General features: G+C 67.5%; 11 protein-coding genes. 5 read left to right on the top strand and 6 right to left on the bottom strand.

Annotated features, from left to right (window positions below):
* Positions 1 to 3: 3 nt before the first annotated feature.
* A complete protein-coding gene (locus OB895_RS07380; protein WP_042539182.1) occupies positions 4 to 1212 on the bottom strand; it encodes a class I SAM-dependent methyltransferase in 1209 nt (402 codons plus the stop codon).
* 144 nt (positions 1213 to 1356) lie between these two features.
* Here OB895_RS07380 and groES point away from each other — a divergent pair, with 144 nt between their 5' ends.
* Entirely contained in the window at positions 1357 to 1653 is a 297-nt protein-coding gene (gene groES / locus OB895_RS07375) for a co-chaperone GroES (protein ID WP_039394204.1), read from the top strand.
* Positions 1654 to 1737: 84 nt separating this feature from the next.
* Here groES and OB895_RS07370 read toward each other — a convergent pair whose 3' ends face one another.
* Positions 1738 to 2613, bottom strand: coding sequence for a helix-turn-helix transcriptional regulator (locus OB895_RS07370; protein ID WP_042539184.1), 876 nt, complete (start codon positions 2611 to 2613; stop codon positions 1738 to 1740).
* A 102-nt stretch (positions 2614 to 2715) separates the two neighbouring features.
* Between OB895_RS07370 and OB895_RS07365 the strand changes: the two genes are divergently transcribed.
* The 3 genes from OB895_RS07365 (at position 2716) to OB895_RS07355 (ending at position 6588) form a co-directional block, all read left to right on the top strand.
* Complete coding sequence (locus OB895_RS07365) at positions 2716 to 4131, top strand: MFS transporter (protein WP_311879675.1); 1416 nt, start codon at positions 2716 to 2718, stop codon at positions 4129 to 4131.
* Between the two features lie 100 nt (positions 4132 to 4231).
* Positions 4232 to 5170, top strand: a complete 939-nt coding sequence (gene rarD / locus OB895_RS07360; protein WP_056375809.1) for an EamA family transporter RarD — start codon at positions 4232 to 4234, stop codon at positions 5168 to 5170.
* 143 nt (positions 5171 to 5313) lie between these two features.
* Positions 5314 to 6588 (top strand): ABC transporter substrate-binding protein, encoded by a 1275-nt coding sequence (locus OB895_RS07355; RefSeq protein WP_042539188.1) that lies wholly within the window; start codon positions 5314 to 5316, stop codon positions 6586 to 6588.
* Between the two features lie 192 nt (positions 6589 to 6780).
* Here OB895_RS07355 and OB895_RS07350 read toward each other — a convergent pair whose 3' ends face one another.
* Genes OB895_RS07350 through OB895_RS07335 form a run of 4 tightly spaced genes read right to left on the bottom strand, consistent with a single transcriptional unit; the run spans position 6781 to position 10856 of the window.
* On the bottom strand, positions 6781 to 7548 hold the full coding sequence (locus OB895_RS07350) for an ABC transporter ATP-binding protein (protein WP_042539190.1): 768 nt from the start codon (positions 7546 to 7548) through the stop codon (positions 6781 to 6783).
* Entirely contained in the window at positions 7545 to 8510 is a 966-nt protein-coding gene (locus OB895_RS07345) for an ABC transporter ATP-binding protein (RefSeq protein ID WP_042539447.1), read from the bottom strand. The genes OB895_RS07350 and OB895_RS07345 overlap by 4 nt, the downstream gene beginning before the upstream one ends.
* Before the next feature lie 46 nt (positions 8511 to 8556).
* Complete coding sequence (locus tag OB895_RS07340) at positions 8557 to 9534, bottom strand: branched-chain amino acid ABC transporter permease (RefSeq protein ID WP_042539192.1); 978 nt, start codon at positions 9532 to 9534, stop codon at positions 8557 to 8559.
* Positions 9535 to 9539: 5 nt separating this feature from the next.
* Positions 9540 to 10856, bottom strand: a complete 1317-nt coding sequence (locus OB895_RS07335) for a branched-chain amino acid ABC transporter permease (RefSeq protein ID WP_042539449.1) — start codon at positions 10854 to 10856, stop codon at positions 9540 to 9542.
* A 299-nt stretch (positions 10857 to 11155) separates the two neighbouring features.
* Between OB895_RS07335 and guaB the strand changes: the two genes are divergently transcribed.
* Entirely contained in the window at positions 11156 to 12658 is a 1503-nt protein-coding gene (gene guaB, locus OB895_RS07330; RefSeq protein ID WP_042539194.1) for an IMP dehydrogenase, read from the top strand.
* Positions 12659 to 12753: the final 95 nt, after the last annotated feature.

The raw sequence follows: 12753 nt of genomic DNA, 5'->3' as shown, positions 1-12753 counted from the left end.
GCGCTATTCGGCGGCAGGCACCCGATCGGCGAGGATCGCGCGGCGCTGATCGCCGATGCGGGTGAGGATCAGCGTCGCCGCCTGATCGCCCCGCAGCGTCAGCTTCTTGCGGAAGGCGGCGGGGTCGATGTCCATACCGCGCTTCTTGATCTCGAGAGACCCGACATCGTTCGCCTTGAGGACGGCGCTGATCGCCTTGGGATTGGCAGGCATCGTCTCACGCACCCGGAACGACTGCACGAACGGACTCGTGAGCGCCGTGTCGGAGGTGAGGTACGCGATGCGCTCATCGAGCATCCCCGCGTCGAGACTGCGCGCGACGTCGCCGATCAGGCGCGCACGGATCACCGCGCCGTCCGGCTCGTGGAGGAAGGCGCCGAGCTCACGCACGGGCTCATCCTCCGCATCTGCTCCTGCGGTGAGCTCGTGCGAGCGCTCGCCGCGGATCACGAGAGCGGACCGGCGGATGCCGTCGCGAGCGAGCGCTCTCGTCCACAGCACCAGCTCGACGACGCTGCCCTCTGCGCTCACCCACTGCGCCTCGGCGTCGACGGGGAGCGAGTCCCGGTCGTGGCCGGGCCCGAGCTTGATGCCGGTCGAGGTGCGGGAGGCCACGTCGAATGCCCAGTCGAGCGGGGGAGAGTAGTCATCGGACGACACCCGCCGCGTCTCGCTGTGACCCCCGGTGCGGCGGGCCGGGTCCATCCAGATCGCCTGAGTCTCGTCGCCGTCGGCGGGCACGTGGGCCTCGGCGGTGCCGTGCGTCACGACCGCGCTGTCTCCGAAGGGCGCCAGGTTGTAGGCGGCGATCGCTGCGGTCACCTCGTCGGCATCCACGGCGATCACGTCGAGTCCGGCGCCCGCGAACGCGAGGGCGTCTCCGCCGATGCCGCAGCCCAGATCGGCGACACGGGTGATGCCGACCCGCCGCAGCCGCTGCGCGTGCCGTGCGGCGACGTTCAGCCGGGTGGCCTGCTCGAGCCCGGCGCGGGTGAACAGCATCCGCGCCGCGAAGTCGCCGAACTTGCCCCTCGCCTTGGCGCGGAGACGTGCCTGCCCCACCACGGCGGAGACCAGCTCGGGGGAGTGCCCTGCGGCGCGCAGCCGAGACACGATCCGAGCGACGTCGGCGATCTCATCGACGGGGCCGAGCTCGTCCAGCGCCTTCAGGCCTTCGGGGGTGAGCAGGGCGCGCAGCTCGGAGATCTCCACGCCTCCAGCTTAGGGCGGCGGTCAGTTCGTCCGATTGGCACTCGCATTGCGTGAGTGCCAGCGGAGCGCCTAGACTGAATTAGCACTCTCGGGTTGAGAGTGCGAAAAGTCTTCCTGTCAGCGTCAAGAAAGAAGAGGTAGACCGTGTCGGTTTCCATCAAGCCGCTCGAGGATCGCATCGTCATCAAGCAGGTCGAGGCAGAGCAGACCACCGCGAGTGGCCTGGTCATCCCCGACACCGCCAAGGAGAAGCCCCAGGAGGGCGAGGTCGTGGCCGTGGGCCCCGGCCGCATCGATGACAACGGCAACCGCGTTCCGCTCGACGTCGCCGTGGGCGACCGTGTTCTCTACAGCAAGTACGGCGGCACCGAGGTGAAGTTCGGCGCAGACGAGTACCTCGTCCTGTCGGCTCGCGACGTGCTCGCAGTCGTCGTCCGCTGAGACAACGTCTTCGGAAGGCCCGGATGCATCACGCATCCGGGCCTTCCTGCGTGTCCGGACCGTGTCAGACGACCGCGGCCGGATTCAGCGCGACTGGAGCAGATCGACGGCCGCCGCGGCAGCGCTGCCGGGAGCCGCACTGTATGCGAGGATCCGCTGGCCATCTCCCTCGGGTAGGTGAAGGACCTCGTAGCCGAGCGTGAGTTCGCCGACGACAGGATGGCGGAAGCGCTTGCTGCCGCTCGTGCAGAGCTTGACCATGTGTCCGGCCCAGAGCTTCGCGAAGTCGGGACTGCTCAGGCTGAGCTCGCCGATGAGTTCGGCGAGCTGTCGGTCGTCGACGAATCGTGCGGCGACGTAGCGCAGCGATGCCACGGCCAACGCGGCCTCTTCGTTCCAGTCGGCGTACAGGTCTCGTGTGTGCGGATCGAGGAACAGCATCCGGAGGTGGTTGGGGCGCCCGGCCGGCCGAGACGGCGCATCGACCTCGATGTGGCCCGCCATCAGAAGGTGGCCGGCGCTGTTCCAGTCGAGGATGTCGTTGAAACGGCCCAGCAGCACAGCAGGAACTCCCATGGCGTGCAGCAGTTGCGAGGCGCCTCGATGCGGCTGCTCGGTCTTTCGGGGACGGCGGGGAGCGGCTGATCGCGGGCGTGCGAGCGCTCGGAGATGCGTATGCTCGTCGGCATCGAGCTGGAGCGCGCGGGCGAGACTGTCGATGACCGCGTCGGATGCGTTCTGCGACTGGCCCTGCTCCAAGCGGGTCAGGTAGGTGACCGAGACCCCGGCGAGTCGTGCGAGCTCTTCGCGACGGAGGCCCGGAACCCTGCGACGGCCGAAGCTGGCAACCCCGACGTCGTCGGGGGTGACGCGATCCCGCCGGGAGCGCAGGAACTCGCCGAGCTCGGTCACCGGCCGTTCTGAGGCGATCGGCCTGGTGAACGCGGGGTGCGGATCCATGGAGCCATTCTCCACGACCGCCGCACGCGCAGCCTGTCCCTGGCGGTGCTAGTCACGAGAGGGGACTGGTTGCCCCGTGCCGCCGGGCGGAGTCTGAGCAGCGTGACTCATTCCGACTCGACTCTCCCCGCCACGGCGCCGCAGGCGACCGATCGCTTCACCCCGTCGCAGGCGCTCGCCATGGGCGTCCTTCTGACGGCGAACTTCACCCTCGCCGTGGACTTCTCGATCCTCAACGTCGCGCTGCCTCCGATCGGGCGGGAACTGGGGTTCGACACCGCGTCGCTCCAGTGGATCGTGACCGCGTTCGCGGTGTGCGCCGCGTCGTTCACCCTGTTCTTCGGGCGGGTGGCCGATCTGCTCGGGCGCAAACGACTGTTCATCGCCGGGCTCGCGCTGCTCGGTGCGGCATCGGTCGTCGGCGGACTCGCGACCACACCGGGTGTTCTCCTGGCCGCCCGCGTCGGCCAGGGCGTCGCGACGGCGATGGTCACTCCGGCGGCTCTCGCGCTGATGACCACGATGTTCCCCGAGGGGCGGGCGCGCTCGCGGGCGCTCGGGCTCAACGGTGCGCTCATGGCGGCGGGCTTCACGTCGGGAGCGGTGCTCGGCGGGCTGCTCACCGGAGGCGTCTCGTGGCGCTGGGCGTTCTTCGTCAACGTCGCGATGGCCGCTGCAGCCCTGCTCGTCGGGGCGTTCGTCCTTCACGAGCCGCGTCGCGTCGCACGGGCTCGGCTCGATGTCGTCGGCGCGATCACCGTGACAGCCGCTCTGGTGGCACTCGTCTTCGGCATCGACTCCGCGGGGCGCGTCGGCTGGGGCGAACCGGGCACGTGGATGCCGCTCGGGGTCTCCGCGGTGTTCTTCGTGTTGTTCGCGCTCGCCGAGAAGAGAGCGATCGAACCGCTCATCGCACCTTCGCTGCTGAGGAGAGGGGAGATCGCCTGGGGCAACCTCGCCGGTCTCCTCGCCTTCGCCACTGAGACGTCACTCGTCTTCCTGCTGACCATCTATCTGCAGGAGATCCTCGGGTACACCCCGATCGCTGCCGGACTCATGCTCGGAGTGCTCGGTATCGGCACCGTGCTCGGTGGCCTTCTCGCGCCCCGCGTCATCGGAAGGGTCGGATCGTCGCGCGCGATCGTCGTCGGGCTGATCGTGCAGGCCGGCGCCACGTTCCCGCTCGCCTTCGCATCGGACGAGCATGCCTGGGCGATTCCGCTCCTCGTTCTGACGTTCCTCGGTGGCGTGGCGAACCTCGTGGCCATCGTCGGCTATGTCGTGACGGCGACGGGGTCGGTTCCCTCTGAACAGCAGGGCCTGGCGACCGGTCTCGTCACGATGAGCCAGCAGGTGGGCATCGCACTGGGCACGCCGGTGATGGCGGCTGTGGTCGCGGCGTTCGCCGCCGCGGGTCTTCTCGCCGGGCTGCAGATGGCGATCGGACTCAATGCGGCGATGGCGCTCTCGACCGCCCTCCTCGTCGCGGTCGTGCTCAGGGGTCGGCGAGGCCGCTGAACGGCCGGGGAGGCGCCACCGTTGCATCGATTCCTGCCAATGTCCGGTCGGCGACGGCTTCGGGTGCGATGCCGCTCACCGACGGGCATAGGGTTGTGCGGTGACCCCGACGAACGCCGCCTCCCGAGCCACTCAGACGGCGGGAGTCGCGTACGCAGGGGGTGCGTATCTGCTCTGGGGCGTGCTGCCCCTCTACTTCCTTCTGCTCGCACCCACGGGGCCGTGGGAGGTCGTCGCGTGGCGGGTGCTGCTGTCGCTCGTCTTCTGTCTTCTGCTTCTCACCGTGATGCGCGGCTGGGCGGCGTTCGGCGCGATCATCCGGCAGCCGAGGCTGCTGGCATGGACTGCTCTCGCCGGCGTCCTGATCTACGTCAACTGGCAGGTGTTCCTCATCGGCACCCTCTCGGAGAACATCGTCGAGACGAGCCTCGGGTATTTCATCAACCCGATCACGACGGTGCTCCTCGGGGTGTTCGTGCTCAAGGAGCGCATCCGCAGGCTGCAGTGGGCCGCGATCGGCATCGCCGCCGTCGCGGTGATCGTGATCGTCCTCTTCTACGGCGAGTTCCCGTGGATCGCTCTCTCGCTGACGGCCTCGTTCGGGGTCTACGGACTCATCAAGAAGAAGATCGGCCCCGCAGTCGACGCGGTCAGCGGACTCACCCTCGAGTCGTTCTGGCTGATCCCGATCGCCGTCGTGCAGCTGATCCTCGTCGCCGCCACCCCCGACGGGATCACGATGGGCTCCCACGGCGTCTGGCACGCGGTGCTCCTCGCATTCGCGGGAGTGGCGACGGCGGTGCCGCTGCTGCTGTTCGCCGCCGGCACCCGACGCATCAACCTGACCGTCATCGGGATGATCCAGTTCATCACGCCGATCATGCAGTTCATCATCGGTGCGGTCGTGCTCGGCGAACCGATGCCGCCCGAGCGGTGGGCGGGGTTCATCATCGTCTGGGTCGCGATCCTGGTGTTCGTGATCGACCTGCTGCTCGCCGCGCGGCGAGGGCGTCGGATCGCTCAGCCGGCACTGGTCTGAACCTCCGGTTCACGCCTGCGGAACTCGGTGTCGGATCGTTAACGCACCGAAACATCGGCGACCCCTACGCGAAGCCTTTCAGTCCTAGTGTTAGAGCACCCGACCGTGGTCACAATCCACGGCCAGTCACGCAAGGGAGCATCATGACCGCATTCACGCGCTCGCGCAGCGCCAAGATTCTCGCAGGAGTCGCGCTGCTGAGCGCCTCGGCGATCGTCGTCGCAGGCTGCAGCAGCACGCCCTCCGAGGAGCCGTCCGACGGCGGAGGCGGCGGATCGACGGCCGACCTCACGCTCGAGCTCGGCTCGCTGCTGCCGCAGACCGGTTCGCTGTCGTTCCTCGGCCCGCCCATGGAATCCGGCGTCGGCCTCGCCGTCAAGGAGGTCAACGACGCTGCTGCAGGTATCACGATCAACCTGACGGCCGAAGACGAGGGCGACACCGACACCAAGGCCTACGAGACGTCGATCAGCAAGCTGCAGAGCGCAGGCGTCACGGCCATCGTCGGTGCCGCGGCGTCCGGCGTCTCGCGTCTGATCCTCGACGGCAACGTCAGCGCAGGCATCCTCCAGATCTCGGCCTCGAACACCGGCCCCGACTTCACCGACTGGGACGACAACGGACTCTACTTCCGCACCGCTCCCAGCGACCTGCTGCAGGGCGAGGTCCTCGGCAACCTGATCGCCGAAGACGGGCACAAGACCCTCGGCGTGATCTACCAGAACGACGCCTACGGCACCGGTCTCTTCGAGAACATCAAGTCGACGTTCGAGAACGCGGGTGGCGAGGTCGTGGCCGACGCGTCGTACAACGTCGGTGACGGTCAGTTCGACGCACAGGTCGAGACCATCAAGGCGCAGAACCCCGACGCCGTCGCGATCGTGTCGTTCGACCAGTTCAAGACGATCGCGCCGCTGCTCGTGAACGCGGGCATCTCGCCGGACAAGTTCTACCTCGTCGACGGAAACCTGTCGGACTACGGCTCTTCGCCCGACACGAACTTCCCGTTCTCGCTCGAGGGCGCACAGGGCACCAAGCCCGGCCCGGCACTCGAGGATGACTTCACCGACCGTCTGCAGGCGTACTGGACCGGCGAGGGCAACCCCGAGGTCAACGACTTCACCTACGCGGCTGAGGCGTACGACGCCGTCGTGCTCGTCTCGCTCGCGTCGCTCGCGGCCGGCTCGACCGAGGGCGCGGACATCGCAGCGAAGATGGCTGAGGTCTCGGGTGGCACCGGCGACGGAGAGAAGTGCACCAGCTTCGCCGACTGCGCCGAGATCATCAACGGAGGCGGCACGGCCGACTACGACGGATACTCGGGCGAGATCACGTTCGACGAGAACGGCGACCCGCAGGGCGCCTCGATCGGCACGTACGTGTACGACGCCGAGAACCTGATCTCCCGCACCAACTGATCACGAGCGAAGGCCCCGGATTCAGCATCCGGGGCCTTCGTCGTGTCCCGAGCATCTGCGAAGGCCACGGGGTCACCGGGCGTGGCCGACCCTCCCCGTCCCGCAGGCCCGGACTGAGACCCGGACAGAGCCGCAGACAGAGAGAAGGGGCGGGATGCCGCAGCATCCGCCCCTCTCTCTCTGTCTGCCGCCTCAGGCGGCGTCGGTGCCGAGCGTGCCGAGGTAGAGGCCGATGACCTTCGGATCGTTCAGCAGGTCGCGCCCTGTGCCCTCGTACGCGTCCTTGCCCTGGTCGAGCACGTAGCCGCGGTCGCAGATCTGCAGGCAGCGACGTGCGTTCTGCTCGACCATGATCGTGGTCACTCCCGCCTTGTTGATGTCGGAGACGCGGATGAACGCGTCGTCCTGGCGCACGGGGGAGAGGCCGGCGGAGGGCTCGTCGAGCAGCAGCACCGACGGGTCCATCATGAGCGCCCGCGACATCGCCACCATCTGGCGCTCACCGCCCGAGAGCGAGCCCGCGCGCTGCTTGAGGCGCTTGCCGAGCTCGGCGAAGATGCCGGTGACGAACTCGAGGCGCTCTGCGTAGATCTTGGGGTTCTGATAGAGCCCCATCTGCAGGTTCTCCTCGATCGAGAGCGAGGGGAAGACGTTGTTCGTCTGCGGCACGAAGGCGACGCCGCGTTTGACGAGCTTGTCTGCCTTCAACCCGACGATGCTGTCCCCGTTCAGGGTGACGTCGCCGCCGCGGATGTTGACCATGCCGAAGATCGCCTTCAGCAGGGTCGACTTGCCCGCGCCGTTGGGGCCGATGATGCCGATCAGCTCTCCTTGACGTGCGACCAGGTTCGCGCCGTTGAGGATGTTCACTCCGGGGAGGTATCCGGCGTGCACGTCCTTGAGCTCGACGACGATGTCGTCGGGTGACGGCGACGACGCTGCGGGGGTGGCGGCGCTCATGCGGTGCCCTTCTGGTCGGAATCGCGGGTGCTCGTCGCTTCGAGCTCCGCCTCGGCTTCTGCTTCGATCTGCTCGCGGAGCTTGGCGGCTGCGGCATTCTCGATCACGGGGATGCGACCGGTGACGGCACCGAGATCGAGATCCTGGTGCGCGCCGAGGTAGGCGTCGACCACCGCGGGGTCTTCCATGACCTCGTCCGGGGGTCCCTCGGCGACGATGCGACCCTCCGCCATGACCACGACCCAGTCCGCGATGTGGCGGACCATGTGCATGTCGTGCTCGACGAACAGCACGGTCATCCCGAGGCCCTTGAGATCGAGGATGTGGTCGAGCAGCGACTGCGTGAGGGCCGGGTTGACACCGGCCATCGGCTCGTCGAGCATCACCAGGGTCGGGTCGCTCATCAGAGCGCGGGCCATCTCGAGGAGCTTGCGCTGCCCGCCCGAGAGCGATGCGGCGAAGTCCTTCTCCTTGGCGTCGAGCTTGAAGCGGGCGAGCAGCTCGCGCGCCTTGCCCTCGATCTCCTGGTCCTGCTTGCGCCACAGGAACGGGAAGAGGCTCGACCAGAAGCCCTCGCCGCGCTGCCCCGGAGCCCCGAGCTTCATGTTCTCGAGCACCGTGAGGAGCGACAGCGACTTGGTCAGCTGGAACGTGCGCACCTGTCCCATGCGCGCCACCTTGAACGAGGGGACGCCCGAGAGGCTCACCCCGTCGAACGACCAGGTGCCTGCGTTGGGTTTGTCGAACCCGCACAGCAGGTTGAACAGCGTCGTCTTGCCCGCGCCGTTCGGACCGATCAGCGCGGTGATCGCGCCACGCGGGATCTCGACGTGATCGACGTCGACGGCGGTCAGGCCGCCGAAGCGTCGCTGCACGGCGTCTGCCACGAGGATCGGGTCGACCTTCGGCACGCCGGGGGCCGCGGGGCCCTTCGCGAGACCGGTGGTCTTGGGGCGTCGGATGCTCCCGGTTGCGGGCGCCGTCTCGGCGCTCTCGTCGGGGGTCAGTTCATTTGACAAAGGTCATCTCCCTCTTGTCTCCGAGGATGCCCTGAGGTCGGAAGATCACGAGCAGCATCAGGGCGATGCCGACGAAGATGAACACCAGGGTCGAGGCCTGGCTGTCGGACATCGGCAGGATTCCCGCCTTCGCCATGGACGGCAGCAGGTTGGCCATGAACGCGAACACGACCCAGAAGAGGATCGCGCCCAGCGTCGGGCCGAACACCGTGGCTGCTCCACCGAGCAGCAGGGCGGTCCACAGGAAGAACGTGAGCGAGGTCGTGTAGCTGCCGGGGACCACAGCCGACGGGAGGACGAACACGATCCCTCCGGCCGCGCCGATCACACCACCGACCACGAGCGCCTGCATCTTGTAGGCGAAGACGTTCTTGCCGAGCGAGCGCACGGCGTCCTCGTCCTCACGGATGCCCTTGAGCACGCGCCCCCACGGGCTGCGCATGAGCGACCAGACCAGCAGGATCGCGACGAGCAGCACGAGGAGTCCGAACACGCGGTTCCACAGGTCGTTCGCGCTGTAGGTCCACGGCCCGAACCCGTAGGTGCCCGGTGGGAAGGGGTTGGCGTCGCGGAACCCGCCGTTGAACTGCGCGAGACCGTCGGCCGAGTTGGTGTACTCGTCGAAGATCTGGGTGGTGAAGAGCAGCCGCACGATCTCACCGGCCGCGATCGTCGCGATGGCGAGGTAGTCGGCTCGCAGCCGCAGCGTCGGGATGCCGAGGAGGACGGCGAACAGCGCGCCGCCGAGCAGGCCGATCAGCATGCCGATCCACCAGGGGAGACCGAAGGTCAGCACCGAGATGGCGTAGCCGTACCCGCCGATGGCCATGAAGGCGGCCATACCGAAGTTGAGGAGTCCCGCGTATCCGAAGTGCACGGCCAGACCGGTCGCCGCCAGAGCGTACGCCAGGGTGACGGGGCTGAACAGATAAGCGGCTGTGTTCGAGAAGATGCTTCCGAAGTCCATGGCGATCAGCCCAACCTTTCCCTGCGTCCCAGCAGGCCCTGCGGTCTGACGAGGAGGATCACGATGAGCACGACCAGGGCGCTCGCATACTTCAGATCCGAGGGGATCCAGAGGGTGGAGACCTCGACCGCGATGCCGACGATGAGGGAGCCGACGAGCGCGCCGAACGCGGTGCCGAGGCCGCCGAGGGTGATGGCGGCGAAGATGAGCAGCAGCATCTGCATGCCCATGTCCCACTTCACACCGGGGCGGAAGTACGCCCAGAGGATGCCGGAGATCGCCGCGAGGGTGCCGGACAGGATCCAGACGTAGCGAACGACCTTGTCGACGTCGATGCCCGACGCGGCCGCGAGCTGCGGGTTGTCGGAGATCGCCCTGGTGGCCTTGCCGATGCGGGTGCGTGTGAGGAAGAACGCGACCCCGACGATCACGACGATGCTGACGACGATTCCGATCAGGTCGATGTACGACAGCGAGATCGGACCGAACCGGAAGGGCTCGGGGCTGGCACCGGGAAGCTGGCGGGTGCCGCCGCCGATCATGTACTGGAAGGCGTAGCGCAGGGCGAGGGACAGGCCGATGCTGACGATCATCAGCTGCACGACCCCGAGCCCTCGTCTTCGCAGCGGACGCCAGATGCCGGCGTCCAGTGCCCAGCCGAAGAGGCCGCCGCCGATGACAGCCGCGATGATCCCGAGCCACAGCGGCAGATGCCAGAAGCTCGTCGTCACGAGGGCGACCAGGCCGCCCCAGGTGACCATCTCGGCGTGCGCGAAGTTCGACAGCCGGGTGGTGCCGTAGATGAGCGCGGCGCCCATCGAGGCGAGTGCGAGCAGCAGACCGAAGTTCAGACCGCCCACGAGACGCGAGAGGAGCTGATCGATGAAGGACGTCGTCATCCTCTCGCCCTCGCCGAGGAAGAGGTTGAGGATCTTGGTGCCGGTCAGACCGAACTCGACCTCGAACGACGCCGTCGTGCCGGCGATGGGCTGAGTGCCCTCCGGCAGCTGCGCCGCGTCGACGATCACACCGTCGGGGAGCGTCTCCTCGTCGACGGTGAGCGTGTAGGTGTCCTTCTCAGGCACGTACAGGCGCCACTTGCCCTCTGCGTCGGTCTCGGTCTCGCCCTCGAAGCCGCCGCCCTCGATCGTCATGACGACGCCTTCGACCGGGTCGTCGTCGAAGGTGATGACGCCGGCGAAGTAGAAGTCGGTGATCTCCTGCCCGTCGTCCGTCTCTTCGGCGGAGGCCGCTGCAGGAGGCTGCAACCACAGGAAAGCGATGGCGAGGAGCGACGCGAGCAGGATGATGACCCACCGCATTCCGCTTCGATTCGCCGAGATCGTCGGACGCACAGAACCTCCAGCCCAGTACACAGGCCATGACGGAGTTGTGCATCGGCCCTGATGTACGACGGTATGAGCGTAATGTGTCGGCTCTGTTTCAACCAAGGCACGATCTGCTCACGGTGAGAACGATCCCATCACGAAGTTGCGAATCCGGAGCGTCTCCGCGTGTCGTGCTGCGCGGGAGCGCGCGACGACCGGGAATTTCCTCAGGCTCCCGACGCTTAGAATTGGTACACCCTCGCCCCCAGATCGCGCCCGCAGGAGGACAATCCATGGACCAGCACGACCCCTTCGGCTTCGTCGGACTCACGTACGACGACGTGCTGCTCCTCCCGGGGCACACCGACGTCATCCCCAGCGAGGCCGACACCTCGTCGCGGATCACCCGCCGGATCTCGGTCGCGACACCGCTGCTGTCCAGCGCGATGGACACCGTCACCGAGTCTCGGATGGCCATCGCGATGGCACGAGAGGGCGGCATCGGCATCCTGCACCGCAACCTCTCGATCGCCGATCAGGCCGCGCACGTCGACCGCGTCAAGCGCAGCGAGTCGGGCATGATCACCGACCCGATCACGACGTCGCCGGACGCGACCGTCGAAGAGGTCGACGCGCTCTGCGCCAAGTACCGCATCTCGGGCCTTCCTGTCGTCGACGCCGACGGCCGCCTCGTCGGCATCATCACCAACCGCGACATGCGGTTCGTGTCGGGTTTCGAGCGTCAGACCACCTTCGTGAAGGACGTCATGACGTCGGAGGGCCTCGTCACCGCACCGGTGGGCGTGGCCGCAGGCGAGGTCATCGCGCTCTTCGCGCACCACCGCGTCGAGAAGCTGCCGCTCATCGACGACGACGGCAGGCTCGCCGGCCTCATCACCATCAAGGACTTCGACAAGAGCGAGAAGTACCCGCTGGCGACGAAGGACGACCAGGGGCGCCTGCGCGTCGGCGCGGCCATCGGATTCTTCGGAGACGCCTGGGAGCGCGCGGAGGCGCTGCGCGATGCCGGCGTCGACGTGCTCGTGGTCGACACGGCCAACGGCCAGTCTCAGGGCGTGATCGACCTCGTCAAGCGGCTCAAGGCCGACGAGAGCTTCGCGCACATCGATGTGATCGGCGGAAACGTCGCGACCCGCGAGGGCGCTCAGGCGCTCGTCGACGCGGGCGTCGACGCCGTCAAGGTCGGCGTCGGACCCGGCTCCATCTGCACCACCCGTGTCGTCGCGGGCGTCGGCGTGCCCCAGGTCACCGCCGTGTACGAGGCATCGCTCGCGGCACGCCCCGCCGGTGTGCCCGTGATCGCCGACGGCGGACTGCAGTACTCGGGCGACATCGCCAAGGCCCTTGTCGCCGGTGCTGACGCCGTGATGCTGGGCTCGCTGCTCGCCGGCACTGACGAATCGCCGGGCGAGATCGTGTTCCAGTCGGGCAAGCAGTTCAAGCAGTACCGCGGAATGGGCTCGCTCGGAGCGATGCAGACACGAGGCAAGCAGACCTCGTATTCCAAGGACCGCTACTTCCAGGCCGACGTGCCGAGCGACGACAAGCTCATCCCCGAGGGCATCGAGGGTCAGGTGCCGTATCGCGGTCCTGTCGGGGCCGTCGCCTACCAGCTCGTCGGCGGGCTGCGCCAGTCGATGTTCTACGTCGGTGCGCGCACCATCGAAGAGCTCAAGCAGCGCGGCAAGTTCGTGCGCATCACCGCGGCAGGGCTCAAGGAGTCGCACCCGCACGACGTGCAGATCGTGGTCGAGGCGCCGAACTACAAGCGCTGAGACAGAAGAGACAGAGGGCCGGATGCGACAGCATCCGGCCCTCTGTCGTGCTGCGCGGTCGTTGCGGTCTATTGATATGCCAGTATTTAGAGACA

Source organism: Microbacterium forte (genome assembly GCF_031885415.1).
Classification (GTDB): Bacteria; Actinomycetota; Actinomycetes; order Actinomycetales; family Microbacteriaceae; genus Microbacterium; species Microbacterium forte.
The sequence above is the reverse complement of the archived record's forward strand: the minus strand, read 5'-3'. Positions and strand labels throughout refer to the sequence as shown.

Bases quoted from the DNA above. Each gene is read 5' to 3' on its own strand.
- OB895_RS07370 (WP_042539184.1), bottom strand. From the start codon at position 2,613: ATGGATCCGCACCCCGCGTTCACCAGGCCGATCGCCTCAGAACGGCCG.
- OB895_RS07355 (WP_042539188.1), top strand. From the start codon at position 5,314: ATGACCGCATTCACGCGCTCGCGCAGCGCCAAGATTCTCGCAGGAGTC.
- OB895_RS07350 (WP_042539190.1), bottom strand. From the start codon at position 7,548: ATGAGCGCCGCCACCCCCGCAGCGTCGTCGCCGTCACCCGACGACATC.
- OB895_RS07340 (WP_042539192.1), bottom strand. From the start codon at position 9,534: ATGGACTTCGGAAGCATCTTCTCGAACACAGCCGCTTATCTGTTCAGC.
- OB895_RS07335 (WP_042539449.1), bottom strand. From the start codon at position 10,856: ATGCGGTGGGTCATCATCCTGCTCGCGTCGCTCCTCGCCATCGCTTTC.
- guaB (WP_042539194.1), top strand. From the start codon at position 11,156: ATGGACCAGCACGACCCCTTCGGCTTCGTCGGACTCACGTACGACGAC.